This is a genomic window from Pseudomonas sp. S3_G06, from assembly GCF_054667565.1.
This window is the reverse complement of the sequence record NZ_CP162738.1, coordinates 3860437-3885937: the sequence shown is the minus strand read 5'-3', so window position 1 is coordinate 3885937 and position 25501 is coordinate 3860437. Positions and strand designations below refer to the sequence as shown.

The following is a 25501-nucleotide window of genomic DNA, read 5'->3' as shown; positions in this document are numbered from 1 at the left end:
CGTTAAAAGATGTAGGGCAAAGCGCGGGCAGTGGCCGGGCTTTTCCGCGATGGGCGCAAGGTTACCATGGGCAGTCAGCCCGACGCAGGCACTGCGGTCGGGTGAGCGTGGACTTGTAGAGAAACGTTGATCTATGCACGATTTATGCAAATCAGCATTTGTCTTCGGGAAAAACTTCAAGCACTATGCGCGTTATGCAAAAACGCAACGTTTCCTCCGTCTTAAGAGCACTGCTCGACCAGCACGGGATCTCCCCCACGGAGCTCCACCGTCGCACCGGCGTGCCTCAATCAACGCTCTCGCGGATTCTCAGCGGGAAGATTGTCGATCCTTCGGATAAACACATCTCGAAGATCGCTGAATATTTCAACGTCAGCACCGATCAGCTGCGCGGGCGTGCGGATGTCACGCCAACGACCGGCGGTACTCGCGCTGACGTGCATGCGGAACTCAAGGACATAAGCCTGTGGGACGACGACACGCCCGTCGATGACGACGAGGTGTCGGTGCCCTTTCTACGCGAGGTTGAATTGGCTGCTGGATCAGGAAGATTCGTCATCGAAGAGAGCGAGCGCTCTAGCCTGCGCTTCGGCAAGCGCAGCCTGCGCCACAACGGCGTGCAATTCGACCAGGCCAAGTGCGTGACAGTACGCGGCAACAGCATGTTGCCGGTCCTGCGTGATGGCGCCACCGTCGGCGTCAACGCCGGCAAGTGCGGCATCGGCGACATCATTGATGGCGATCTGTATGCGATCAATCACAACGGCCAATTGCGCGTGAAGCAACTCTATCGCCTGCCCACCGGCATCCGTCTGCGCAGCTTCAATCGCGACGAGCATCCGGATGAGGACTACAGCTTCCAGGAAATCCAGGAAGAGCAGATCGTCATCCTCGGTCACGTCTTCTGGTGGGGCATGTACGCCCGCTAGTCCCTTTCGATTGATTTGAAACCTGCCCCTCGGCAGGTTTTTTTTTCGCCTGCATAAATCTCCCCACCCCTTGGCCCGCTTGGGTTTCATGCATACGCGCAAATTTAATGCATAAATAAATGCATTTACGCATTGACTGTATATGCATCCATGCATATTCTTGCCACCAAGCCGCTCGACAAAGCGGCTGGCAAGACAGGCTCTTTAGTTCCACAAGAACAGGCAGCGATGAACCGGCCTCAACGGTTCAGAGGGTTGGCAACTGACCCGGGTGTGCAGCGTAAAGCACCAGAAGCAGTTATCCGGCGGGCAGGGACCGCGGTCGGAAAAACAATCTGAATGGACTCGTACCGCGCCAGTAGCGCCGAAAAGTCAGCTTCCTTCTCGAACACAGGATTGGAAGGAAGGCGAAGGAGCGCATTACTGAAAAGCCCGGCGTGCAAGCGCCGGGCTTTTTGGAATGCCTACCGGGCAGGAACTGAAACGCCGGGATGCCGGCACTCAATAAGGATGATGAGCATGAAGAAATACGCACGTGTCGTCGCTGGCAAAGTCGACAACATTTTTGAAACCGCGAACCCGATCACCGATGAGTTTCCGGCGGACCAAGTCTGGGTGGATGTCAGCGCATTGCCCAAGATCGATTATTCCTGGAACGCGGTGAACACCGACGGCGTCTGGACATTTACTGATAGCGATATGTGGGGGCAACCGTCCATGTTGGCTATTCAAATGCGTAACGAAAGAGTGACTCGTTTCGATAAAGTCAACTTCACCCTGGCATCGTCCGCGCTGGTACAAAAAGTCGAGCTGGGGCTGGCAACACCTGCTGAAGAGGCCGCACTGCTGGCCTACAAGCAGTTCTTCATCGCGATGAGCCAAGTCAACAAACAGCCGGGCTATCCACTGAGCGTCATTTGGCCTGAAGTGCCATAAGCGACATTTGACGCATCCGCAATATTGAAATGCGCAGTGCATTACTGAAGAGCCCGGCCTTGTTGCCGGGCTTTTAAATACCTGCCAGTTGCACGGCGACATTCCTGCCAAAGAGTAAATGAGGAAGACCCAATGAGTCTTTATGCACTGGTTGAATACAACCGAGTTGTCCAGTTGAAAGAAAGTGAAGTGAGTCTTGAACCACCCGCTTCGCCAACCTCGGTTTGGGTTGATGTAACCGGCAGTACGGATATTCGGGTGGGTTGGAGCGCAACCTTCAATGGGGTCTGGACCTTCTCTGCACCGACCGAAGAAGAGCTGCGAAACGAAGCCGAACAGCAGAAGTGGCAATTGCTGAATGGGGCCGCCAACTGGTTACTGATGAACTCGCTGCAGTTCAAAGTCGACGTCGGCGTCGCCACCAGCGAAGACCAGGCTCGGCTGTTGGCCCAAAAGCAATACTGCATCGCCCTCAGCGACATCGATCAGCAGTCGGGTTATCCGGCGAACATCGCGTGGCCAGTCGCACCTTACTGATTCCAACTCGAGTAATCGATCGGCGGGACCGCATTGCTGAAAAGCCTGGCGCAAGGCCGGGCTTTTTGGAATGCCTGCCTGAAGAGACATTATTTGAACTCGATTCCCATCTATCACCCACTGCCCACGGAGGCGTGACATGACAAACGAGCAACAAGCGTTGGCGGACATGCCGATCTGGCTGGTCATCCTCCTCGCCGTCGTCGGAGGGGTGTCCGGCGAAATGTGGCGTGCCGACAAGGAGGGCGCCCGCGGCTGGTCACTGGTACGGCGGCTGGCGCTACGCTCTGGTGCCTGCATGATCTGCGGCGTGTCGGCAATCATGCTGCTGTATGCCGCCGGCATGTCGATCTGGGCCGCTGGCGCGTTTGGCTGCCTGACCGCGATGGCCGGCGCTGATGTCGCCATCGGCCTTTACGAACGCTGGGCGGCCAAGCGCATCGGCGTCTGCGAAGTGCCGCCGCGCGACCACCCTTAACCCTGAATATTTCTCCGTGCCGCCATGTTGGCGGCAGGGCTGCGCGTGGACGATTGAAAAGGAGGTCATCTATGCCCACACCGATCCAGCAGCCGTCGCAACTGTTCACAGCCATCGCGACGACACTGCGCAACACCGCCGGTCTCAACCTCAATGTCGGTAGTCACGCTGATTTCACAGTGGCGGGCGCTCAAGCCTGGGTACTGATCGACTTTGCCCGAAATGCGTCCGGCGTGCGCGGCGCTGATGGGCGTATCGCTCATGTCATGACGTTGTCACTGCAAGTCATCCCGGCGCTTTCTGCGACCGCTTTTGCAGCGTGCGATCTGATCGCCTTGCTGAAAAACCTGATCACCGACAACCGCTGGGGATTGCCCGGCGATCAATGCGATCTGCCCCTGAATATCGATGGCTTGCCGTCGTTGCTTATCAGTGCGGATCAACAATACAAAGCCTGGACCCTGACCTTCGAGCAGACGCTCTACCTCGGCTCGACCCTGCTCGACGATCCGCTGGGCATGCCGAAATTCGCTCGCACCTGGGAAGTCAGCAACATCGACGATCCAGACCAGTACACCGCGCTGGAGGGCTGACCGATGTTCGATGCATTACTGCGTATGCAGCTTGGCCCGATCATTGAGCGTCTGGCGGAAATGGAAGCGGAAATTGAAGACTTGCACCGCCGCGCCGAGAGTTTCTGTCGCATTGGCATCTGTCAGTCAGTTGATGCGGCGAGTAACACTTGCCAAGTCAGCCATGGTGGATTGTTCACCCCGGCGATCAAATTCTTCAACCCTAGCGCCGGTGCGCAAAGCGAATCGCGCATCCCCACGGTGGGAGAGCAGTGCCTGCTGTTCAACTACGGCAGCGGTGAAAGCGGTGCGCAGAGTGTCGCGTTGTTCGGCTTGAACAGTGACCGTTTCCCCCCGACCTCGACTGTGCCGACGCTGACCCGTCGGGTGCATCGGGACGGCAGCGAAAGCGGTTACGACGACGCCAGCCACGCCTTGCACTGGCTGAACGGACCCGCGCAATTCAACGGGTCTCGCGAGTCGCTCGAACTGAGCATCGGCCCTGCACGTCTGGCCATGTCGCCACAGCTGATCACCCTGCAACTGGGCGCCGTCGGCCTGAGCATCGACGCCTCGGGCGTGCACTTCAGTGGCCCCTTGGTCGATCACCAGGGCCGCGTCATCAGCCCCTGATTCAAGAGCCTCCCATGATCGGAATCGATAGAGACAGCGGGGCCACGGTCGACGACTGGCTGCAATTTGTGCAGCGCGCGACCCGAGCCCTGACCACACCGCTGGGCACCCGGCAGAAACGACCTTTGTACGGTTCGCTGATTCCCACGCTGCTCGGGCAGAACCTCGGTGACGACATTCTGCTTCTGGCACAGAGCCACGCCGCGCAAGCGTTCTACAACTCGCAAAACGGCATCGACGATTTTCAGCCGCAAGTGATTGTCGCCAGCCGTCACGGCGACGGCCTGCTGCTGCGCTTCGCCGGCACCTGGAAAAACCGCCAACAAACCTTCGAGGTGCTGACATGAGCATGCTGATACCTGGCCAGAATCAGTTGGCCGAACCCGCGCTGATCACGGTTGAAGCGTTCGAAGACTTGCTCGCCGAGTTCAAGAGTTTCGTCATCGAATACGTGGGGGCTCGCTCTCCGGCCAGCGCCGTGAATCTCAAGGCGAGTCTGGAAAACGAAAGCGAATTGCTGACCCTGGCGCTGGAAGCGTTCTGCGTGCGTCTGCAAACCCATGAGCGCAAATACAACGCACGCATCAAGCAGATGCTGGCGTGGTGGGCGACCGGCAGCAATCTGGATGCGCGGCTGGCGGACATGGGCCTTGAGCGGCAATTGCTCGATCCCGGCGACCCGGCGGCATTCCCGCCGGTGCCGGCGATTTATGAAAGTGATGACGACGCTCGGCTGCGTTATTACCTCGCGCCCCATGCACCGGCGGCGGGTTCGCGGATGCAGTATCGCCGTGAGGTATTCACCCTCGGCGAGCGGCCCACGGTGCAGGTCGAGTCCACTGATTCCGGCGTGGTAAACGTCACCTACACCTTCGATCCCGACGGCCTCGCCGCGCAGGTCAAGGATGGCAACGGGCGGCGCACTGCGCCGGGCGAAGTGCAGGTCACCGTGCTTTCGCGAGAAGGCGATGGCACACCTTCCGAGACATTGCTCGACGGCGTTCGTCAGCACTTTGCCCGCCCTGATGTGCGCCCGGAAACCGACCTCGTCACCGTCAAGGCTGCCGAGATCCAGCGCTACAAAATCCGCGTCATTGCCAAGATCAATTCCGGCCCTGATTCGGGCCTGACCAGGGTCGCCGCGCAAGCACAATTGCAGGCGTATGCCGACAGTTGCCATCGCCTCGAAGGTCGGGTCGATCCGAGCTGGATCGACTACACGTTGCACAGCGCCGGCGCCGTACAACTGCAGATTCTCGAACCGCTGGCGCCGATCGTCACCACCGCTTTTCAGGCGCCTTATTGCACCGCGGTCGAAGTCGAGGTGCTGACGCTATGAGTGAAAAAACTCAGCGCCCGACCTTACTGCCAGCCAACAGCTCGGCACTTGAGCGCGGACTGGATCTGGGCTTCGGCGCCTTGCTCGATCGCATCGCACCGCCGTTCCCGGAATTGATGAACCCCAGCGAAACGCCAGTGGCTTTCCTGCCTTATCTGGCTGCCGATCGTGGCGTCGCCGAATGGAGCACTGATGCGCCGGTGGCGGAGAAGCGCCTCACCGTCGAACTGGCCTGGCCCACCGCGCGCCAGGCCGGCACTCGCAAGGCGCTGGAAAACGCCGCCAAGGGTTTGCAATTAAGACCCGAGATCCGCGCCTGGTACGAACAGACACCGCCCGGCGCGCCGTACAGCTTTTCCGTGCGTGCCTTCAGCGAACAACCCTACAGCGAAGAAATTGATGCACGTCTCGACCGCCGTCTGGCCGATGCGAAAAGCGAGAGGGACGTTCTTTCGGTGTCGGTGGGCTTGAGCGCATTCGGCAATCACGTCATCGGTGCCGCTACGTTCTGCGGTGAGCTGACCACGGTTTATCCAGTGTTCATCGAAGGCCTTGAAACCTCTGGCGAGGCGTTCCTGGCCGCTGCGTTGTACACCGTCGAAACATCCACTATTTATCCTCAGGGGGCCTGAATGGCTGACTATTACACCCTGCTCACCAACGCAGGGATTGCCTACGAAACGGCGTGCAAGGCTGCGGGCACGCCGATCAAGTTGACGCAGATTTCCGTCGGCGACGGCGGCGGCGCGGTCTACAACCCGGCCGCCACCGCAACCGCACTGAAACGCGAAGTCTGGCGCGGACCGCTCAATGCGCTGTTTCAGGATGAGAAAAATCCGAGCTGGCTGCTCGCCGAAGTCACCATCCCGCCGGATGTCGGCGGCTGGTACGTGCGAGAGGCCGGGCTGTGGACCGACACTGGAATTCTCTACGCCATCGTCAAATATCCGGAGTCGTTCAAACCGGTGCTCGCCACCTCGGGCTCGGGCAAAGAGTTTTACATTCGCTCGATTTTCGAGACCAGCAATGCCTCGCTGGTGACCTTGTTGATCGATGACACGGTGGTCAAGGCCACCCGTGCCTGGGTCATGAGTTATCTGGCCGAAGAACTCGGCAAGCTCGATGGCAAGCAGTCGGTACGCGTCGCTGCCACCGGCAATATCGTACTCAACGGCGCCCAGCAGATCGATGGTGTTGCCGTGGTGGCCGGCGATCGCGTGCTGTTGCCGAGCCAGACCCTGGCCAAGGACAACGGCCTGTGGATCGTCGCCAATGGCGACTGGCAGCGGGCGACCGATGCCAGCACCAGCGCCAAGGTCACCCCGGGCCTGACGGTGATGGTGGAGGAGGGCACGGCGAACGGAGATTCGCTGTGGCACCTGACTACCAACGCGCCGATCAACCTCGGCACGACTGCACTGACGTTCAAGATGCTCGCAGGCCGCACCGGGATTGCGGCCGGGACTTATAAAAGTCTGACCGTTGACGAATATGGCCGCGCTACGGCTGGGGCCAATCCGGAAACGCTGGCTGGGTTTGGCATCAAGGATTCGTACACCAAGGCTGAAGTTGAGGCGTTGATCGCCAAGGCTTCTGCGTTGCCAGTGGGATCGATTGTGGCGTTTCCGGTTGATGCGCCACCGCCGGGTTTTCTGGAGCTGGATAACAGCGTCAAGAGCAGTGCGACTTATCCGGACTTGAGTGCTTATCTGGGTGGCAAGTTCAACAAGGGGGATGAGGGGGTTGGTAACTTCCGGCTGCCGGAGGCGCGTGGGGAGTTTTTGCGCGGTTGGGATCATGGGCGGGGAGTGGATGCCGGACGTGGGCTTGGCAGCTGGCAGGCCGACGACAACAAATCGCACGCTCATACGGTCACCCGCATGCAGGCGTTCGCTAATGCTTCCGGCAGCAATCCAAGTGCCGTAGTGGTAGACAACGGCAATACGGCCGTAATGAACAATTTCGCGGCAGGTTTCAATAGTTCTGGTGGCGCAGAGGCACGCCCCCGCAACATCGCCGTCATGTGGTGCATCAAAGCTTGGAACGCCCCGGTCAATCAGGGAACGATTGATGTCTCCGCGCTGGCGAAGGAGGTCGAACGGCTGAAATCCGCCGTTCCGGTGGGGGCTGTTCTGGCGTTCCCGACCGGCATCGTCGCTCCCGGTTATCTGGAGCTGGATGGCAGTGTGCAGAGTATTGCGGCTTATCCTGATCTAGCGGCTCTTCTCGGTACCACCTACAACAAGGGTAACGAGGGGGCGGGGAACTTCCGTTTGCCGGAGTCGCGTGGCGAGTTTCTGCGTGGCTGGGATCATGGCCGCGGAGTGGATGCTGGTCGAGCTTTGGGAAGTATCCAGGCAGAATCCTTTAAGGCGCACAATCACCGTTATTTTGACGAAACCGGCGCTACATTGGATCCGGCAGGCGAATGGCAGGGTGGTAAGGTCAATGGTGCTGTTGCAGCGATATCTACAGGTGCTTTTCTTTCCGCTGTAGATGCCGGAACTACCATGCAGACGGTGACTGTTGTCACGACAGTGAACGCAGGTGGAACGGAAACCCGTCCCCGCAACCTTGCCGTCATGTGGTGCATCAAAGCCTGGAACGCGCCGATCAATCAGGGAAGTATTGATATCGCCGGTTTAGCCGCTTTGGCTCAACAAGCGACTGAAATCAAGCGTGGCACCGCTCAAATTGCCACTCAAGAACTGACGGATACCGGAGCTAACGACACAACAACCGTCACGCCCAAAAAACTTCGCTGGGGCTTTCAAATCCTCAAAGCCATTAATGGCTACATCATCTTCCCCTCATGGCTGGGAGGTCTGATCATCCAGTGGGGAAGAGTTTCAGGAAATGGCGGTACGGATATCGCAACGGCCTTTCCTATCGCTTTCCCAAATGCCATGTACAGCCTGAACGCTACTTTGAACTACACGCCGGGTTCTGCGGTGAACGGGTATGTGGACGTGGGTGTTTCAAATCTGAATGCATTTTATGGAAAACATACATTTCCCGGGGTCACTGTATTCCATTGGATCGCGGTGGGTAGTTAAGGAGAGATCATGAAATACGCACTGTTTGACGAAAAAGCGAAGTTACAGACCTGTCTGATCGAGGGAGTTCATAAGATCCCCACGTCAGCAGTAAAAATTGACCAGGATTTGTTTATCAGGTTGACGCAAGAAACCGATGGTATCTGGCGTAAAGTGGGCGAACAAATAGTGAAAGAGGCGTTCCCGGAAGCGGCTGCGGACTATGCGAAGTCTGTCGCCGCCGAGCGCTACGAGCGAGAAAACTCCGTCGTGTCAGTGGAGGGGCTTTGCGTCTCGACCTCCCGCGAAAGCGCGGCTCTGATCTATGGCGCGGCTCTCTCGGCGATCCTTGATCCTGATTATCGTTGCAACTTCAAATCGCTCGATGGATTCGTGGAAATTGATGCCCTAAAGATTCTAGCGATCGCCAAAGCCGTCAGGGCTCACGTCCAAGCTTGTTTCGACCGAGAACTCGAACTGCTTAAATTCATTGAAGCTGGTACTTACTTGGAAGATATGCTCAAGAAAGGTTGGCCGTATTTTAAGTCGCAGACATCAAGTTCTCTTACTTACTAACCGCTCCGATCCTGGGGCGTTTTGTTATCCCCGTCAAAACACCCAACACCCGCCAAAGCCCCTCCCCATGAGGGGCTTTCCCGTTTATGGAGAAACGAAAAATGGCAACCCGCCAAACCTACACCGTGCTCGTCCCATTCCCCACCGGAGGTGGGCATTGGTCGAGCGTTGGTCAAGAACTCGATCTGCTCGATGTCGAGGCCAGTGCCTTGCACTTTGCCGGTCGACTGGAACTGAAAACCCCTATCACCCAGGCCAAAAAGGCCGCTGCCAAGAAGGCTGACTGAACATGGCTGAGGTTCTGAACTTCGAGCACAACGGCATTACCGTCAATGCCACCGAATCCCCCGAGGCCATGGGTGGCCTGGGTGACAACGTCATCGGGCTGGTCGGCACTGCGCCGAAAGCCGATCCGCTGATTCCGCGAAACGCGCCGTTTCGCATCAACAGCTTCACCACCCATGCGCTGCTCGATCCGACTGGGTCGGAAGAGGGCACGCTGTACCACGCGGTTTACCAGATCCTCAAAGTGGTGAAAGTGCCGGTGTACGTAGTCATCGTCGAGGCCGGCGCGACGCCGGCCGACACGGTCAACAATGTGATCGGCGGTGTCGAGCCGGCCACTGGCCGCAAGCTGGGTCTGGCGGCGCTGGGCAGTGTCTCGGAAGACCTGACCATCATCGGTGCGCCGGGCTTCACCGGCACTAAAGCGGTGGCCGGTGAGTTCGCCGCGTTCGGCAAGCGCATCAAGGCCCGCGTCGTGCTGGACGGCAAGGATGTGTCGGTGGCCGATCAGGTGTTGTACAGCCAGGAACTCGGCGGCGCCGAACTCGGTTTCGACCGTTGCCTGGTGGTGCACAACATGCCCGCCGTGTATTCGAAAGCAGCGAAGAAAAACGTCTTCCTGTCGCCGTCCAGTCTGGCGATTGCCGCGCTGGCCAAGGTCAAGCAATGGGAGAGCCCGGGCAACCAGGTGACTTTCGCCGAAGACGTTTCGCGCGTCGTCGAGTACAACATCCTCGACACTTCCACCGAAGGCGATCTGCTCAACCGTTACGGCGTCAGCTACTACGCCCGCACCGTGCTCGGCGGTTTCTCGCTGCTGGGTAACCGCTCGATCACCGGCAAGTTCATCAGCTACGTCGGCCTCGAAGATGCGATCAGCCGCAAGCTGGTCAAGGCCGGCCAGAAAGCCATGGCCAAGAACCTCACCAAATCCTTCATGGATCAGGAGGTCAAGCGCATCAACGACTGGCTGCAAACCCTGGTCGCCGACGAAACCATTCCCGGCGGCAGCGTGTATCTGCACCCGGAACTCAACAGCGTCGAGAAGTACAAGAACGGCACCTGGTACGTGGCCATCGACTACGGCCGCTACGCGCCGAACGAACACATGGTTTATCAACTCAACGCCCGCGATGAAATCATCGAGCAGTTCCTGGAGGACGTTCTCTAATGTTTACCAACCGCGTAAGACAGGCCATCGCGGCCACCCTGCAAGGCCTGCCGTTGTCGGCGACCGTTGAGGAGTTCACCCCGCCGAAAATCGAATTCGACATGGAAGAGATGCGCGGCGGGCGCTTCATCGTCGAAGAAATGGCCAAGGGCGGCAAAGCGCTCGGCGCCAAGCTGACCCTGCAAGGCCTCGGCGCCGAAGTGCTGCTGGCGCTGGGCGTGAAGCTCGGCGACGACATCCTGCTGAACGTGCGTGAAGCCGGACAGGATCAGGACGGCAATACCTGGTTCACCTACCACACCGTCGGCGGCCAGCTGAAATCCCTTGAGGAAACCGCGGTGAAAATGGGCGAGAAACCCAAGACCAATCTGGAACTGTCCTGCCGCACGTACAACCGCCTGGAAAACGGCGTACCGGTGATCGACATCGACGTACGCACCCAGAAGTTCGTGCTCAACGGCGTCGACATCCTCGGTGATGCACGGCGTGCGGTGTTGATGCCGTAAACCGGCAGCACACAACACACAAAACCTGTGGGAGCGGGCTTGCCCGCGATAGCGGTGGGTCAAACAACTCAGTGTTGGAAGTACCGACCTCATCGCGGGCAAGCCCGCTCCCATAAGGGATTTCAATAATTCCCAAAGAATCTCCAAGGAATTCATACATGCCGTGGATGCCACCCCAACACGAACTGCTGTCGCCGATCACCGGCGACGATGGCTCGCAGATCGAATCGATCCAGCTCAAACCGCTGTTCTACGCCGCACAGAAAGATGCGCTGGAGCGCGCCGGTGATGACGAAGACGATCAGTTCTTCGAGCTGGCGCTGCTCGCCACCGGCCTGTCGGTCAAGGAACTCGATCAGCTCAAACGCCCGGACTACGTGAGCATCGCTCAGTACGTCCATGAGATGTCGACCCGGCCGAGTGCGTACTTTCTCGACCAGATCGAGGAGGCGGAGAAATCCGACGATCCCGACCAGGTGCAATTGCTGCAGCCGCTCGCCGTAACCGGCCGCACCGTGACTTCGCTGAGCCTGGAAATGCCCTTGCTGCGCGCCACCAAAGTGATGAAGAAACTGAAAACGGCCAAGGAACGCGCCGAATTCATCACCGCCCACTGCACCGGCCTGATGATCCCCGATCTGGCCCAGCTGACCGTCCCCGACTGGACGCAATTGCAGGTGCGCATCGACGATTTTTTAAACCAGCCGGCGGCCTACTTTCGGAACGCGACATCGAAGTAATACTCGATATCGTCCCGCTCATTTACCCGGTAAGTGAAGCGGAGATTCTGGAATGGGACGCCGAAAAGGCGTTGCGCCGCTACGACATAGCGATCACTCGCCTTGGCGTGAAACAGGAGTAGAGCGGCATGGCAGAGAGCAAATATGCGCTCACGTACGCCGGTGAGAGCGGCAATGCAACGGACGGATTTTCGTTGCCCGACAACCTCGGCAAACCGCTGCAGGATTTGAATGTGACGCTCGCGTTGGCAAGCGTGGATATTCGTTTGCTGACCCAGGAACAGATCAGGCTTCGCGAGTTGTTGGCAAGCCAGCAATCGCTATTCAAGGCTGGCGCTGCACCGGTCGCGACGAGCGAACCAAAGTCAAAACTCAAGGCCGAGATCGAGCAGCGTCCGCCGCCGAAGCTGATGCAGCCGGCGATGGCCAACGAGACTGCGCTGGTTGAACTCGATCAGTTGCTCAAGATGAGCAGCGACCAGCTGCAAACGCATTCACAAAGCACTCTGGAACTCGCCAGCGAGAAACAGGTGGCGGCCAGTGGTGCAACCAACGCCGACCTGTTGCAAGTGCAAGTCGCCGGAGCGCGATCCGGTATCGCCGACGGTGCCAGGGGCGACCAGCGGGCGAACGAACTGAAGTGGTTCTCCCGTGATGCCGCGATCAACGCAGCGGCGTTCAGGATGGACGTCAAAACGGCTGGCGAGATGTTGGCGGCCTGGCGTTCATCGCTGGAGCTGGATCGCTATCAGAGCCAGGATCTGGCCGATGCAACGAGCTATCTCGGCAACAGTGGCCTGGATGCCAAGGCCGCCGACATCGGTTCGGTCGTGCAACGTTCCGGCGAGGCTGCAATTACTGCCGGTATGACTCCGGAACAAACGGCCGCGTTTGCGGCGGCACTGCTCAACAGTGGCGCAGACAAGGAGGGCGCGAGCGCCGCGTTGAAGGGTATTACATCGCTGCTGGCGAAGGGCGCAAATGTATCGACGGAGCAACGTACGGCTCTGAGCCAGTTAGGGTTGAATCCCGAATCGTTGGCAGGAGAGATGCGCAAGGACGCTCCCGCTGCCATCAACTCGGTGCTTGCTGCACTCAATAAACAACCGCTGCAAGAACGGGCAACACTGACGAAGACGCTGTTTGGCGAAAACGACGTCAGAGTTCTTGAACTGCTGAAGAAACCAGAGGATGTAAAAAACGCATTCTCCCAAGTGGCCGACAAGCGCCAATACGCGACATCGGAACTGGGCGCCGACTCGGGGGCAGCCGCGAAATCCGCCGAAGTGTTTGGCAATACGTCGCAAGGGCGCTGGAATGCGCTCGATGCGAGTCTGACCCGGATGACCACCGCATTCGGCACGGCATTGGCGCCGTTGGCCGATGGTGCCGCAGTGGTCCTCACCGCGCTGGCCAATGGCGTGAGTACTGCGGCGCAGGCTTTCCCGGCCCTTACTGCAGGATTGGTTCTGCTTGGTGCCGCTGCTCTTCCTTTTGTTGGAGGGGCGCTGAAAACCGGCGTTGCGTCAGTCATCGACACCGTTTCCGCGAAGCTGTTGCGTCTGGCGACGACGCGATTGCCTCCCGATATTGCTGATGCCATCGTCGGTGACGATGTCTCTGATGGCGGGCGGAAAAACAAACGAGCGGGTCGTCGACCGGGTCGACGCACGCCGGCCAGAACATCGGCGCGCACTACAGTTCCACGCGCCAGTGGGAGCACTCGTTTGGGTGGGCTCACGGCCAAGGTCGCGCCTCTGTTTGATGACATCAAAACGGGCTTCAAACTGTTCGCCGATGGCCTGGGCAACAGCGAGATGGCATCGCGACTCAAAGGGCCCGTTGCCAAGCTTATGCCCCTGGTCGAAAGCGTTGGCGCCAAGGTCATGCCCAAAATCGCCCAAGCGCTGCCAGCGGTAAAACTGGGAGCGCCGCTGGCCATCGCGCACGCGGCCTATACCGGACTGAAAGGTTGGCGCGAAGGCGATGACCAAGCGGTCAAAGGTGCCGCCGGCGAGCTGGCCGGCACTGCCATTGGCGCCACGATCGGCACTTTCATTGCGCCCGGTATTGGGACATTCCTCGGTGGGACTCTGGGCGGAATGCTCGGTTCTTACGTCGGTGAACAATGGGGCAAACCTGCCGAGGACAAACTCGCGGCTCCCGCGCAAGTGGCCAAGGACCTGAGCAACGCTCAAACGCAAAACCAGCAGATCACCTATGCGCCGTCGATTCAGATCAGCGGCAGCGAAATCGCCAGCTCGGAAAAAGTCGGCGCGGTGATCTCGCAAGTGATGCAAAACCATTTCAGCACTCAGTTCATGTCGACAATGAGTACCAACCCCCTCGCCACCCGCCGCGACGCAGCCCTGACCGATGGAGTCGCCTGATGAAACAACAAATGGCACTGGGCAATTTCATCTTCGGCCTGTCGCGCAACTTTGCGTACCACCAGTTGCTGCGCAAGTCTGACGGCGGCTGGACCGAGATACAGATCCTCACCAGCAAACCCAAGTCCAGCCAGACCGGACAGAAACCGGAAACCCTGACCATTACCGGCAAGTCGATGTACGCCGTGGCCATGGATCGGCTCGATGAATTGCGTGCTTTGCAGGCGCTGCGCAGCCCGCTGCCGTTGATCGACGGGATTGGTCGAAACTGGGGCCTGTGGCGGATCAGTAGCGTTCAGGAAACCCAGACCCAGATCATCGATGACGGCACGGCGATGGTGGTCGATTGGGTCATCGAACTAGCGGAGTTCAACAATGCGTAACGCACGAAGTGTGGCCGGTGATTCGGTGAATCGGCTGCTCTACCGCGAAACCGGGCGCAGTGATGACGGCGCCGAAGAAGCGCTGTGGAGACTCAACCCGACCCTGGCCGAACACGGGCCGATTCTGCCCGCTGGCGTCTGGATCGTGCTGCCGGAACTGGATGTGAAACCCGCCGTGGTCAAAGCAGTAACGGCCTGGGATTAAGGAGGTGACATGGCACTGGGATTTACGCCCGCGGTAAATATCTACGGGGCCAACGCGGCCTTGCTCAATCAACGCCTGATCAGTTGGGAGCACATCGATGCCGCCGGTTTCGAGTCCGATCAGCTGACGCTGACCATCGATCTGGAGGGCCTTGAAGGGCTGCCAAGTCTGGGCGGCAAAATTGGGCTGGAAGTCGGTTATCGAGAAACCGCAATGGTCGATAAAGGCCTGTTCAAAGTGACGCGCCTGACGCCGACGCTGTTTCCGTTTCGCCTGACGCTGGTGGCCACAGCGGCGCCGTTCAGCAAGGATGATGAAACGGGCTTCAAGCAGCGCCGCACCGCCAGTCATGGGCCAACGACGCTGGGTGGATTATTTCGCAAGCTGGTGGAGCTGCACGGCTTTTCGCCACGGGTCGCGCCGGAGATTTCGTTGATACGCATCGAGCACATCGACCAGTCCAACGAGACCGACATGGGGTTTGTCACGCGTCTAGCGAAAAAATACAACGTCGTCGCCAAGCCTTACGGCGATGTTTATGTGTTGGCGCGCCCAGGGCAGACCAAGTCGTTGTCGGGGCAGATTCTGCCGGACGTGACGCTGTCGGTTACCCACAACAATCGCCCCGGCGATCACGCATTTATCAGCGCCACGCTGGAAGAATCGGCCCGCGAGCAGGCCAAGGGCTGCAAGACCTGTTTCTGGGATGCGGCGGCCGGGGTGTTGCGTTGGGTCGAGACGGGCGTAGCGCCGTTCAAGACGCTGCGCCAGAAGCAGCCCAGCGAAGCGGATGCCATCGCAGTAGCCGAGGGCGAAGTACGCAAGATGTTGCGGCAGAGGTACAAAGTGAAAATCACCTGCCCGGGCGATCCGCGCCTGGCGGCCGAAGGTCTGCTGTTGCTTGATGAGAGCTGGCCGGACTTCATGCGCGGACGCTGGTCGATCGACAAGGTCACCGCCAGCGGCAGTCGCGAGAACAGCTATCGCTGCCTGATCGATGCGTCGTGCCTGGATCCGAAGGCGGAACAGTAATCCTGAACCGAGTGCTTATTCCTGTGGGAGCGAGCCTGCTCGCGAAAGGAACGTCAGCTTCAGCATCGATGTGACTGATCGACCGCTTTCGCGAGCAGGCTCGCTCCCACAGGGACTGCGGCGTTCACTGTAATTTCTCTTAATTCGGAACACCCCCATGAAGATCACCCCGATCCTCACGCAACTGCGTGGGCAATGCCCTGGGCTTGCTAATCATATTTCGGTGGGTGTCGACCTGGCGTTGCTGCAAGGCAACCCGGATCTGCCAACACCTTCGGCCCACGTGCTGCCAATCGCCGATCTGGCCAGCAACAGCACCACCCAAAACCTCACCACCCAACCAATCCGCGACCGCTTTGAACTCGTCCTCGTACTTGACGCTACCGACGCGACAAAAGCGCTGGATGGGTTGCACGACCTGCGCGCCGAACTGTGGCGCGCGCTGGTGGGGTTCAAGCCCGATGCCGACTACAGCGCCATCGTTTACGACGGCGGCGAGCTGGTCTCGATCAACAGCAGCCGCCTGTTCTATCGGCTGCGTTTTTATGCCGAGTTCCAGCTCGGCCGCAATCTGCCAAGTCAGCCTGCGGAGAGTTGGCACGAGCGCGAACTGGACGCTTTGTCGTCCTTTACCGGGATGACGGTGCGGGTCGATGCGATCGATCCGGCTGACCCCAACCTGCACCGCCCGGGCCCGGATGGCCGGGTGGAAATGACTTTCTCTGGAGACGTAACCCCATGAGCAACCGCATCACCGTAGTGCCGGCCGCCGGCCGTGTCGTACCTGACCCGGAGGCCGGCGACCTGTTGCCGGCTGCCGGCCGTGACGTGCTGGACAGCGCCTGGTGGCGCCGGCGTCTGGCCGACGGCGATATCACACTCAAAACCGCAAAAGCGGCTAAACCACAGGGAGCCAAATAATGGCGATCGGATTCAGCAACATCCCGGCGGACATTCGTGTGCCGCTGTTCTATGCCGAAATGGACAATTCGGCCGCCAACAGCGCGACCTCGGCCATGCGCCGTCTGATCGTCGCGCAGGTCAACGACAATATTGCCCCGGCCGATGCCGGCAAACTGGTGCTGGTGTCGAGTGTGGCGCTGGCCAAGAGCATCGGCGGGCAGGGCTCGATGCTCGCCTCGATGTACGAAACCTTCCGCAAAGCCGACCCGGTCGGTGAGATCTGGTGCCTGCCATTGCACAACGCTGAAGGCAGCATTGCCAAAGGCGTCCTGACCCTGACCGGCACCGCCACTCAGGCTGGCGTACTTAATCTGTATGTCGGTGGTGTGCGGGTGCAAGCCACCGTCGTCACCGGTGCGACCGCTTCTCAGGCGGCCACTGCGCTGGCGCTGAAAGTCAACGCGACTGCCGATCTGCCCGTCACCGCGATTGCTGCCGAAGGCGTGGTTACCCTGAGCACCAAATGGACCGGCGATAGTGGTAACGACATCAGCCTTCAATTCAATCGGCTGGGCAAAAGCAACGGTGAGGAGACCCCGGCCGGGCTGGTCACCGCGATTACGCCGATGATCGGCGGTGTCGGTGTCCCGGATCAGGTCGCGGCGATCGCGGCACTGGGTGATGAGCCGTTCGAATTCATCTGCCTGCCATGGTCCGATGTGGCCACCCTCAACACTTGGCAAGCGGTGATGGACGACAGCACCGGTCGCTGGTCGTGGGCCAAGCAACTGTTCGGTCACGTGTACAGCGCCAAGCGCGGCACCGTCGGCACTTTGGTCGCTGCAGGCCAGGCGCGCAACGATCAGCACATGACCATTCAGGCGCTGGAACCGGGCGTCCCGCAACCGGTCTGGGTACAAGCCGCCGCGCTGGCTGCACGCACCTCGGTATTCATCTCCGCCGACGCCAGCCGTCCGACGCAAAGCGGCAGCCTGCCGGGCGTTGACCCGGCGCCGGCGAGCGAGCGTTTCACCCTGACCGAGCGTCAATCGCTGCTCAACTATGGCATCGCCACCGCGTACTACGAAGGCGGTTATGTGCGCATCCAGCGTTCGATCACCACCTACCAGAAGAACGCCTACGGCCAGGCCGACAATTCCTATCTGGACAGCGAAACCATGCACCAGTCGGCGTTCATCGTGCGTCGTCTGCAAAGCGTGATCACCAGCAAATACGGCCGCCACAAACTGGCCTCCGACGGTACCCGTTTCGGCGCCGGTCAGCCGATCGTCACCCCGGCGACCATTCGCGGCGAGCTGATCGCGCAGTACGCCAAGCTGGAGCTGGAAGGTCATGTGGAGAACGCCGAGCTGTTCGCCGAGCACCTGATCGTCGAGCGCGACGTGCAGGACCCGAGCCGCGTGAACGTGCTGTTCCCGCCGGACTACATCAACGGCCTGCGCGTGTTCGCACTGCTCAACCAGTTCCGTCTGCAGTACGACGACGCGGCCTGATCCGCGCAGTCGGCGCTAAGCATTCAGCCCACCTCGCGTGGGCTTTTTATTTGAAGGGAGAAATACCATGGGTCAACTGATTGCAGGCACCTGCTACGTCAAGGTCGACGGCGCACAACTGACCATCAATGGCGGCTGCGAAGCGCCGCTGATGGCCGTCAAACGTGAAACCGTCGTGCCCGGTTTCTACAAGGAAACCGACATCGCACCGTCGTTCAAAGTGACCGCGCTGCACACCGCCGACTTCCCGCTGAAGAAGCTGATCGAAGGCACCGATATCACCGTCACCTGCGAATTCAGCAACGGCAAAGTTTACGTGCTGGCCGGCGCCTATCTGGTCGAGGAGCCAGTCTCCAAGGGCGACGACGCCACCATCGAACTGAAATTCGAAGGCATCAAGGGGACCTGGCAATGAGCGGCGCCGTGAAGCTTCAAGTAACAATCGAAGCCCACGGCGAGCCACTGACCGAACTCGTTCTGCGCCGTCCGACGGTGCAGGAAGTGCGAGCGATCAAGGCGCTGCCGTACAGGATCGACAAGAGTGAAGAAGTCAGCCTCGACATGGACGTGGCGGCCAAATACATCGCCGTGTGCGCCGGCATTCCGCCGTCGTCGGTCAACCAGTTGGATCTGGCTGACCTCAACGCGCTGAGCTGGGCCGTTGCGAGTTTTTTCATGAGTGCGGCGTCGGCGCCATCACCGACCTGATCGCCGTCGCCTATGACCTGGCCTGGTTCTGGAAGGTTGACCCCGAGCAGATGATGGCCAGGCCACTGGATGTGCTCCGCGAATCGCTGGAGCACGCGCAACGGATCAATGCGATGCAGCAGGTGCAGTGATGGCCAATACACAGATAAACGCGCTCCAGCAAAACATGCAGACCACGGTGAACATGCTCGTCGTGATGCAGGGCCTGCAGAAAATGGACACCGAGATGAAGGGCGTCCGGGGCAAGGTGGCGGCGTTCAGGAAAAGCCTGGAAAGCAGTTCGATCAAGCCCTTTGATTTATCCGGTTTCATTTCCGGTGGCGGCTTGCTCAAGCCTTTTCAGGAAGGCTTGAAGAGGGCGATCAAGGCCGAAGACGAGCTGGCGACCAAGAGCAAAAAACTCAACGTGCCGACGCTGGGCAAGGACGCGGTAATCCCTGCTTCGTTGAACAAGCCCGCGACGGCGCAGCTGCCGGCGGAAGTGAAGGGTGAAACCTCGACCAATCTAGCGAAGTTCAACGTCTCGCTCGACAACATTTCGTTGAAGATCGGTCAGGCGTTGTTACCCGCCGTCAACAGCCTTGTAACGGCGCTGGTGCCGGTGGTGACTTCGGTCGGTGAGTTTGTCGCCGATCATCCGCAACTCGTGGAAGGGCTAGCGGCGGCAGCGCTGGCGTTTACGCTCGTGACAACAGCAGCTGCCGGCTTCAGCGCGGTGCTGACTCTGCTCGCTTCGCCTGTCGGAATATTTGCCGCCGCAGCAGCGCTGGCGGCCGGTCTGATCGTCGCCAACTGGAAACCGGTCTCGGCTTTTTTTACGCGACTGTGGCAAGAAATTGCGCCGGTCGTGATGCCGATGGCCAGTTTCTTTCGGACAATGTTCGGGTTCACCCCGATGGGCTTGCTGATCAGCAACTGGGGACCGGTCAGCGCGTTCTTCGCAGCGCTGTGGGATGTGCTCAAAGCGCTGGCAGCACCGGTGATCGACTTCTACTCCACATTGTTCGCGTATTCCCCGCAGGCGCTGATTTTGAAGAATTGGGCACCTTTGGTCGGACTTTTTGCATCGATATGGGATTTGCTCAGGGCGGTGTCGGTTCCGGTAGGGGCTTTTTTCCAGGACCTTGTCGAGTCTATCAAACTGCCCGTGCTCGCCTTGTATGCGGTGATCCGCGAGCAGTTGGGCTGGTCGCCTCTGGAACTGATCATTCAGGCCTGGGGCTCGGTCACGGTATGGATTGAAAAGTGGAGCGAGAAGTTTTACCAGGCGCTTGCACCGGTCAGGGCATTTTTCAATGGGGGCCTGGGGGAACTCGCGGCCGAGGCGTCGGCCAAGGTCGATGTCTTTACCCATGCGCAGGAAAGAACCAATGCCCAAGGCAAAGGCGAATGGGCGCCGGAGTTTTTTGGCTCCAGTGCGGACTTCACTTCCGCAAGCCCATTGCCGATGGGGGCGCTGACACAGTCTTCGACTTCACTGTCGCAAACCTCCAACAGCCTGATCCAGCAAAGCGCAATCAACAACCGCACGCAACTCGAAGGCGACCTGACCGTGCGCTTCGAAAACGCGCCGGCCGGGTTGCGCACCGACCAACCACAAACCAATCAACCGGGGCTGGCGTTGTCTTCGCGCATCGGCTATCGCTCGCTGTCGGCAGGGGGTTCCAATGAACTGGCGTGACCGTTTATTGCCGGCATCCTTTCGCGGTGTCGGCTTCTGGATCGACCAGGCGAAAACCCCGGTCGGTCGCAAAGGACAACTGCATGAATACCCGCAACGCGACCTGCCGTTTTTCGAGGACCTCGGCCAGCAGGCCAAGACCCACGATCTGACGGCGTTCATCATCGGCCCTGATTGCCTGGAGCAGCGCGACAAGCTGCTCAAGGCGCTGGAGCAGGGGCGTGGCGAACTGGTCCATCCATGGCTCGGACGTCTGCAGGTCAAGGTCGGCGAATGCGACATGACCCACAGCCGCCAGGACGGCGGGATGGTGACGTTCGCGTTGAAGTTCTATCCCGATCAGCCTTTGCCGTTTCCGACAGCTACGGTCAGCACGCAGAAAGTCCTGCTGGCCAAAGCCGACGGTCTGCTGGGTTCAGCGGTGGCTCGTTTCGAACAGGCGATGACATTGATCAAAGCCGCACGGATCGGCATCGCCAATCTGCGCAACAGCCTTACTGGCGTGTACGAGGTGATAAAGGAACAACTCAAACCATTGATCGAGCAGTACAAGGAAATCACCGAACTGGTCAAAGCGGTCAAGGAGTTGCCCAAGGAAGTGGCAGCGGAGTTCAAGGGCTTGCTCGGCGATATCAGGGAACTGAAAGCATTCGCCAAGGAAGGCTACCGTGGCGTGATTGCCGACGTGTCGCAGCAACTCGAAGCGATTCGCAAGGCTGACGCGCCCAGGCTCACCACCGGCAAGGACACCACGGCGGCGGCGCAAGCCGTGGCGGATCTGGTGCAGGACACGATGCTGATCAAAGTGGCGCAATGGGTCGCCTCGATGCCAGTGGCGACGACGCCAGTGAAGCTGTCGTCGATGCCGTCGCTGGAGCAACAGGCCAGGCAGCCGATCAGCCGTCAGGAAGTGCCTGTTACCGATGACATGAAAGCGCTGCAAAAGGCCTTGGTGGAAGCGACAAATCCAATGCTGGATAAAGCCGGCCCCGCGCATTACCAGGCAATTGACGACGTCAAACAGGCATTGATCGCACACGTCAAAGCCGTGGCGTCGTCGGGTGTGCGGCTGGTCAGCAAGTCTTTCCAGGACAGTCTACCGGCGCTGGTGGTGGCCTATCAGCAATTTGCCGATGCCACGCGGGTTGCGGAAGTCACGCAGCGCAACGGTGTCGCTCATCCCGGGTTTCTGCCGCCCAACGATGTCAAAGTCTCCGGGGAGTGAGCCATGAATGACATGGACAATCGCGTCACGCTCGCCGTCGGTGACATGGAATATGGCGGCTGGAAAAGCGTCGAAATCAGCGCTGATCTGGAGCGCCAGTTTCGCACCTTCAAACTCGATATCACCTGGCAATGGCCTGGGCAGACAGTCGATCAACGGATCGCCGCCGGTGACGCCTGCGAGGTGCGGATCGGCAAGGACCTGGTGCTGACCGGGTATGTGTTCAAGGCGCCGATTCGCTATGACGGGCGGCAGATCAGCCTGAGCATTGAAGGCAGCTCCTGTACGCAGGATCTGGTGGACTGCGCCGCGATCAATCGCCCTAACCAATGGAAGGATCAGCCGATGCTGAGCATCGTCGAAGCGCTGGCGTCCTCCTACAAGGTCAAGGTGGTCAGCGAGATTGCCGAAACAGCCCGACTGGGCAGTTACACCATCGTGCCGGGGGAGACGGTATTTCAATCCATCGACCGGTTGCTCTCGTTGTTTCGGGTGTTTTCCACCGATGACGCACAAGGCCGGCTGTTGCTGGCCAAGCCAGGCAGCAGTGGTCGGGCCAGTGATGTGCTGGAGCTTGGCAAGAATATTCTTTCGGCCAGCGCGCCGATGGATTACAGCCAGGTGTTTTCCGAATACCGGGTGATCGGCCAGCAAAAGGGCAACGATCAAAAGAGCGGGGCGTCCGTCAGCGAGATTGAGTCGGTTGCCACCGATCTGAGTTACAAGCGCCGCCGCGTCAGGGTCATCAACGAAGGCCTGCAGATCAGTCCCGACCTGTCGTTGCAACGCGCAATGTGGGAAAGCTCGACGCGCGTCGGACGGGCACAGACCACGACTTATCAGGTGCAGGGCTGGCGTCAGTCCAATGGTGATCTGTGGCGTCACAACACGCTGGTCCGGGTCAAGGACCCGGTGCTTGGGTTTGATGACGACATGCTGATTTCCAAAGTGACTTATTCACTGTCGGCGCAAGGTTCGGTAACCACCTTGCAAGTGGCCCCGCCGCATACCTTTGATCCTGATCCGACTCCCCCGAAAGAAACCTGAGCCTGACCCCGAACCCTGTGGGAGCGAGCCTGCTCGCGAAAGCGTCGCCAGCCTCAACATCACAGCGCCTGACCCGCCGCGTTCGCGAGCAGGCTCGCTCCCACACTTATCCCATTCGGGCGACTCTTTTCAAGGACACCCCATGAGCCTACTGACACGCCTGCTGGCGCGCGGCACTGTCGTGCTCGCCAATTCGGCTTCGAAACTGCAATCGCTGCAAATGCGCCTCACCGCCGGTGAAATCAACGACGATCTCGAACACTTCGAACCCTACGGTTTCACCAGCCATCCGCTGGCTGGCGCCGAAGGGGTCGTCACCTTCATCGGCGGCGATCGTTCCCATGCCATCGCCCTGGTCATCGCCGACCGTCGCTATCGCCTGCAAGCGCTCGCTGCCGGTGAAGTGGCGATCTACACCGACGAGGGCGACAAAATTCATTTCAAGCGCGGACGGATCATCGACATCGAAACCGCCACGCTGAACATCCGCGCCAGTACTGCGGTGAATTTCGACACGCCGGTCATAAACCAGACCGGCCAGATCGTTTCCACAGGCGATCAACTGGCCGGCGGCATCAGCCAGATCAAACACGTGCATGTTGGCGTGCAGGCCGGTAACGGTCAGACCGGCGCGCCGGCAGGAGGCCAGTGATGTTCATAAGCCAGAACCTCCACGCCGCACTGACCCGCGCCGTCCTGATCAGCCTGTTCACCTGGCGTCGCGCCGCCGATGACGATGCCCTTGATGACGAAGAACGCTTCGGCTGGTGGGGCGACAGTTTTCCCACGGTTGCCGACGATCGCATCGGCTCGCGGCTGTGGCTGTTGCGTCGGGTCAAGCTGACCCGGCAGACGCAGATGGACACCGAGTTCTATGCCCGTGAAGCTCTGCAATGGCTGCTCGACGACGGCCACTGCAGCGCCATCGACATCATCAGCGAACGCCTCGACGCTCAGCGCCTGAACCTGCGCATGGTCCTGACCCTGGCCGACGGTGAGCGTCTGGACATCAACCCCGATAACAGTTGGCAGGTGATCTATGCCGTTTGAAACCCCTTCGCTGCCGGTGCTGATCAAGCGCACCCAAAGCGACCTGGCCGGCGATTCGCTGCGCCAGTCCGATGCGCAAGTGCTCGCCCGAACTCTCGGCGGCGCCGCTTATGGTCTGTACGGTTATCTGGGCTGGATTGCCGAACAGATCCTGCCCGACAAGGCGGATGAGTCAACCCTGGAACGCATCGCTACGTTGCGCCTGAACCAGCCGCGCAAACCCGCGCAAGCGGCCACCGGCAACGTCGGATTCAGTGCGTCCGCCGGCGCCGTGCTGGATGTCGACACGTTGCTGCAATCGAACGACGGGCGCACTTACAAAGTCGCCGTCGCGCGCACCACCGTCAATGGCACGAACAGCACCACGATTACCGCGCTCGATGCCGGCACTCAGGGCAATGCCGACGCCGGTCTGGTGCTGACGCCGGTGCAGCCGATTCTCGGAATCACCAGCAGCAGCTTTGTCGTCCTGGAACCCGGACTGACCGGAGGCGTTGCCCGCGAGAGCCTTGAGTCGTTGCGTTCACGGGTCATTCGTTCCTATCGCCTGATTCCTCATGGCGGTTGCGCGCAAGACTATGAAACATGGGCACTGGAATGCCCCGGCGTCAGTCGCGCCTGGTGTCGAGGCAACTTTCTCGGGCCGGGCACCGTTGGCGTTTTCATCATGCGTGACGACGACCCGCAACCCATTCCCAATGAGGAGCAACTGGCCGAGGTTCAGGCCTACATCGAGCCCTTGCGTCCGGTGACGGCGGATGTCCGGGTGTTGGCCCCGATGCAGGTGTTGGTCAGTTACCGGTTGCGTATCACCCCTGACACCAGCGCGGTGCGTGCGGCCATCGAAAATCAGTTACGAGATTTGCACAACCGCGAGGCTGGGCTGGGTGAGACCTTATTGCTGAGCCACATCGCTGAAGCCATCAGCAGCGCGACCGGTGAAACGGATCACACGCTGGTGGCGCCGACGAGCAATGTGACGGCCGAGAACAATCAATTGCTGACCTTTGGAGGTTGCGAATGGCTGTCTTGAGAGGTGTCGCGCAGTACCGCAATCAGCTACGCAGTCTGCTGCCCAGCGGTCCGGCCTGGGAGCTGGAGCGCCTGCCGGAACTTGATCAGGTCTTGCAAGGCGTCGCCGCGGAACTGGCGCGCCTGGATGCGCGCTCGGTCGATCTGCTCAACGAAATGGACCCGGCCGGCGTCAGCGAGTTGGTGCCTGACTGGGAGCGGGTGATGAACCTGCCCGATCCGTGCCTGGGCGCCACGCCCCTCTACGACGATCGACGTCTGGCCGTGCGCCGACGCTTGTTGGCCGTGGGCGATCAGTCGACGGCGTACTTCATCGAGATTGCGCGCAGTCAGGGCTATCCCGACGCCACTGTCACCGAACTGCGTGTCCCGCGGATGGGGCGCTCACGCTTCGGCAAGGCGCACTTCGGAACCTGGAAGGCGCAATTCATGTGGATTCTCAACACTGGTGGACGCCTTTCGCTGGGCCGCCGGTTTGGCGCCAGTTACTGGGGCGAGCGTTTTGGCATGAACCCGGGGTCCGCCCTGGAGTGCCTGATTCACCGTAGCGCACCGGCTCATACCCAGGTGTACATCAATTATGACTAAGGAATG

Annotated in this window: 31 protein-coding genes; all 31 read left to right on the top strand. The window is 59.8% G+C overall.

Annotation, left to right across the window (positions count from 1 at the left end):
• Positions 1-185 precede the first annotated feature (185 nt).
• The 31 genes from AB4N47_RS17505 to AB4N47_RS17355 all read left to right on the top strand — a co-directional run bounded on the left by AB4N47_RS17505 (position 186) and on the right by AB4N47_RS17355 (position 25495).
• On the top strand, positions 186-929 hold the full coding sequence (locus tag AB4N47_RS17505) for a LexA family transcriptional regulator (RefSeq protein ID WP_073476015.1): 744 nt from the start codon (positions 186-188) through the stop codon (positions 927-929).
• 519 nt (positions 930-1448) lie between these two features.
• A complete protein-coding gene (locus AB4N47_RS17500) occupies positions 1449-1865 on the top strand; it encodes a tail fiber assembly protein (RefSeq protein ID WP_341638578.1) in 417 nt (138 codons plus the stop codon).
• A gap of 132 nt (positions 1866-1997) precedes the next feature.
• Positions 1998-2402, top strand: coding sequence for a tail fiber assembly protein (locus AB4N47_RS17495; RefSeq protein WP_341638579.1), 405 nt, complete (start codon positions 1998-2000; stop codon positions 2400-2402).
• A gap of 139 nt (positions 2403-2541) precedes the next feature.
• Positions 2542-2880, top strand: coding sequence for a phage holin family protein (locus AB4N47_RS17490; protein ID WP_056783240.1), 339 nt, complete (start codon positions 2542-2544; stop codon positions 2878-2880).
• 71 nt (positions 2881-2951) lie between these two features.
• Positions 2952-3473 (top strand): hypothetical protein, encoded by a 522-nt coding sequence (locus tag AB4N47_RS17485; RefSeq protein ID WP_341638580.1) that lies wholly within the window; start codon positions 2952-2954, stop codon positions 3471-3473.
• A gap of 3 nt (positions 3474-3476) precedes the next feature.
• A complete protein-coding gene (locus AB4N47_RS17480) occupies positions 3477-4085 on the top strand; it encodes a phage baseplate assembly protein V (protein WP_341638581.1) in 609 nt (202 codons plus the stop codon).
• A gap of 14 nt (positions 4086-4099) precedes the next feature.
• Positions 4100-4432 carry a phage baseplate protein gene (locus AB4N47_RS17475; protein ID WP_016771443.1) on the top strand — a complete coding sequence of 111 codons (333 nt, stop codon included), beginning with the start codon at positions 4100-4102 and terminating at the stop codon, positions 4430-4432.
• Complete coding sequence (locus tag AB4N47_RS17470; RefSeq protein WP_341638582.1) at positions 4429-5424, top strand: baseplate J/gp47 family protein; 996 nt, start codon at positions 4429-4431, stop codon at positions 5422-5424. Before AB4N47_RS17475 ends, AB4N47_RS17470 begins: the two co-directional genes overlap by 4 nt.
• Positions 5421-6056 carry a phage tail protein I gene (locus tag AB4N47_RS17465; RefSeq protein WP_341638583.1) on the top strand — a complete coding sequence of 212 codons (636 nt, stop codon included), beginning with the start codon at positions 5421-5423 and terminating at the stop codon, positions 6054-6056. The genes AB4N47_RS17470 and AB4N47_RS17465 overlap by 4 nt, the downstream gene beginning before the upstream one ends.
• Positions 6057-8480 (top strand): phage tail-collar fiber domain-containing protein, encoded by a 2424-nt coding sequence (locus tag AB4N47_RS17460; RefSeq protein WP_341638584.1) that lies wholly within the window; start codon positions 6057-6059, stop codon positions 8478-8480.
• Positions 8481-8489: 9 nt separating this feature from the next.
• On the top strand, positions 8490-9035 hold the full coding sequence (locus AB4N47_RS17455) for a DUF4376 domain-containing protein (protein ID WP_341638585.1): 546 nt from the start codon (positions 8490-8492) through the stop codon (positions 9033-9035).
• A gap of 101 nt (positions 9036-9136) precedes the next feature.
• The gene (locus tag AB4N47_RS17450) at positions 9137-9322 is read left to right on the top strand and encodes a hypothetical protein (protein ID WP_341638586.1); all 186 of its coding nucleotides are present in this window, start codon (positions 9137-9139) and stop codon (positions 9320-9322) included.
• Between the two features lie 2 nt (positions 9323-9324).
• Positions 9325-10491 carry a phage tail sheath protein gene (locus AB4N47_RS17445; RefSeq protein WP_341638587.1) on the top strand — a complete coding sequence of 389 codons (1167 nt, stop codon included), beginning with the start codon at positions 9325-9327 and terminating at the stop codon, positions 10489-10491.
• A complete protein-coding gene (locus tag AB4N47_RS17440; protein ID WP_039762530.1) occupies positions 10491-10997 on the top strand; it encodes a phage major tail tube protein in 507 nt (168 codons plus the stop codon). The genes AB4N47_RS17445 and AB4N47_RS17440 overlap by 1 nt, the downstream gene beginning before the upstream one ends.
• Before the next feature lie 158 nt (positions 10998-11155).
• On the top strand, positions 11156-11737 hold the full coding sequence (locus AB4N47_RS17435; protein ID WP_341638588.1) for a phage tail assembly protein: 582 nt from the start codon (positions 11156-11158) through the stop codon (positions 11735-11737).
• A gap of 128 nt (positions 11738-11865) precedes the next feature.
• On the top strand, positions 11866-14127 hold the full coding sequence (locus AB4N47_RS17430; RefSeq protein WP_341638589.1) for a phage tail tape measure protein: 2262 nt from the start codon (positions 11866-11868) through the stop codon (positions 14125-14127).
• Positions 14127-14510, top strand: a complete 384-nt coding sequence (locus AB4N47_RS17425) for a phage tail protein (RefSeq protein ID WP_341638590.1) — start codon at positions 14127-14129, stop codon at positions 14508-14510. The genes AB4N47_RS17430 and AB4N47_RS17425 overlap by 1 nt, the downstream gene beginning before the upstream one ends.
• A complete protein-coding gene (locus AB4N47_RS17420) occupies positions 14503-14715 on the top strand; it encodes a tail protein X (RefSeq protein ID WP_341638591.1) in 213 nt (70 codons plus the stop codon). Before AB4N47_RS17425 ends, AB4N47_RS17420 begins: the two co-directional genes overlap by 8 nt.
• 9 nt (positions 14716-14724) lie before the next feature.
• Positions 14725-15747 carry a phage late control D family protein gene (locus tag AB4N47_RS17415; protein WP_341638592.1) on the top strand — a complete coding sequence of 341 codons (1023 nt, stop codon included), beginning with the start codon at positions 14725-14727 and terminating at the stop codon, positions 15745-15747.
• Between the two features lie 157 nt (positions 15748-15904).
• Positions 15905-16489, top strand: a complete 585-nt coding sequence (locus AB4N47_RS17410; protein ID WP_341638593.1) for a phage tail terminator protein — start codon at positions 15905-15907, stop codon at positions 16487-16489.
• On the top strand, positions 16486-16668 hold the full coding sequence (locus AB4N47_RS17405; protein ID WP_016771429.1) for a DUF2635 domain-containing protein: 183 nt from the start codon (positions 16486-16488) through the stop codon (positions 16666-16668). Before AB4N47_RS17410 ends, AB4N47_RS17405 begins: the two co-directional genes overlap by 4 nt.
• Entirely contained in the window at positions 16668-18164 is a 1497-nt protein-coding gene (locus AB4N47_RS17400) for a phage tail sheath subtilisin-like domain-containing protein (protein WP_341638594.1), read from the top strand. Before AB4N47_RS17405 ends, AB4N47_RS17400 begins: the two co-directional genes overlap by 1 nt.
• Before the next feature lie 67 nt (positions 18165-18231).
• Positions 18232-18579 (top strand): phage tail tube protein, encoded by a 348-nt coding sequence (locus tag AB4N47_RS17395; protein ID WP_007908779.1) that lies wholly within the window; start codon positions 18232-18234, stop codon positions 18577-18579.
• The gene (locus AB4N47_RS17390) at positions 18576-18872 is read left to right on the top strand and encodes a phage tail assembly protein (protein ID WP_341638595.1); all 297 of its coding nucleotides are present in this window, start codon (positions 18576-18578) and stop codon (positions 18870-18872) included. Before AB4N47_RS17395 ends, AB4N47_RS17390 begins: the two co-directional genes overlap by 4 nt.
• Positions 18873-19002: 130 nt before the next feature.
• A complete protein-coding gene (locus tag AB4N47_RS17385) occupies positions 19003-20553 on the top strand; it encodes a phage tail tape measure protein (protein WP_341638596.1) in 1551 nt (516 codons plus the stop codon).
• The gene (locus AB4N47_RS17380) at positions 20540-21778 is read left to right on the top strand and encodes a DNA circularization protein (RefSeq protein WP_341638597.1); all 1239 of its coding nucleotides are present in this window, start codon (positions 20540-20542) and stop codon (positions 21776-21778) included. The genes AB4N47_RS17385 and AB4N47_RS17380 overlap by 14 nt, the downstream gene beginning before the upstream one ends.
• 3 nt (positions 21779-21781) lie before the next feature.
• Complete coding sequence (locus tag AB4N47_RS17375) at positions 21782-22825, top strand: phage baseplate assembly protein (RefSeq protein ID WP_341638598.1); 1044 nt, start codon at positions 21782-21784, stop codon at positions 22823-22825.
• Positions 22826-22967: 142 nt separating this feature from the next.
• Complete coding sequence (locus tag AB4N47_RS17370) at positions 22968-23477, top strand: phage baseplate assembly protein V (protein WP_341638599.1); 510 nt, start codon at positions 22968-22970, stop codon at positions 23475-23477.
• Entirely contained in the window at positions 23477-23875 is a 399-nt protein-coding gene (locus AB4N47_RS17365; protein WP_341638600.1) for a phage GP46 family protein, read from the top strand. Before AB4N47_RS17370 ends, AB4N47_RS17365 begins: the two co-directional genes overlap by 1 nt.
• Positions 23865-24908: a baseplate J/gp47 family protein gene (locus tag AB4N47_RS17360; RefSeq protein ID WP_341638601.1), complete on the top strand. Its 1044-nt coding sequence runs from the start codon at positions 23865-23867 to the stop codon at positions 24906-24908. Before AB4N47_RS17365 ends, AB4N47_RS17360 begins: the two co-directional genes overlap by 11 nt.
• Positions 24896-25495, top strand: coding sequence for a YmfQ family protein (locus tag AB4N47_RS17355; protein ID WP_341638602.1), 600 nt, complete (start codon positions 24896-24898; stop codon positions 25493-25495). Before AB4N47_RS17360 ends, AB4N47_RS17355 begins: the two co-directional genes overlap by 13 nt.
• The last annotated feature ends 6 nt before the right edge of the window (positions 25496-25501 follow it).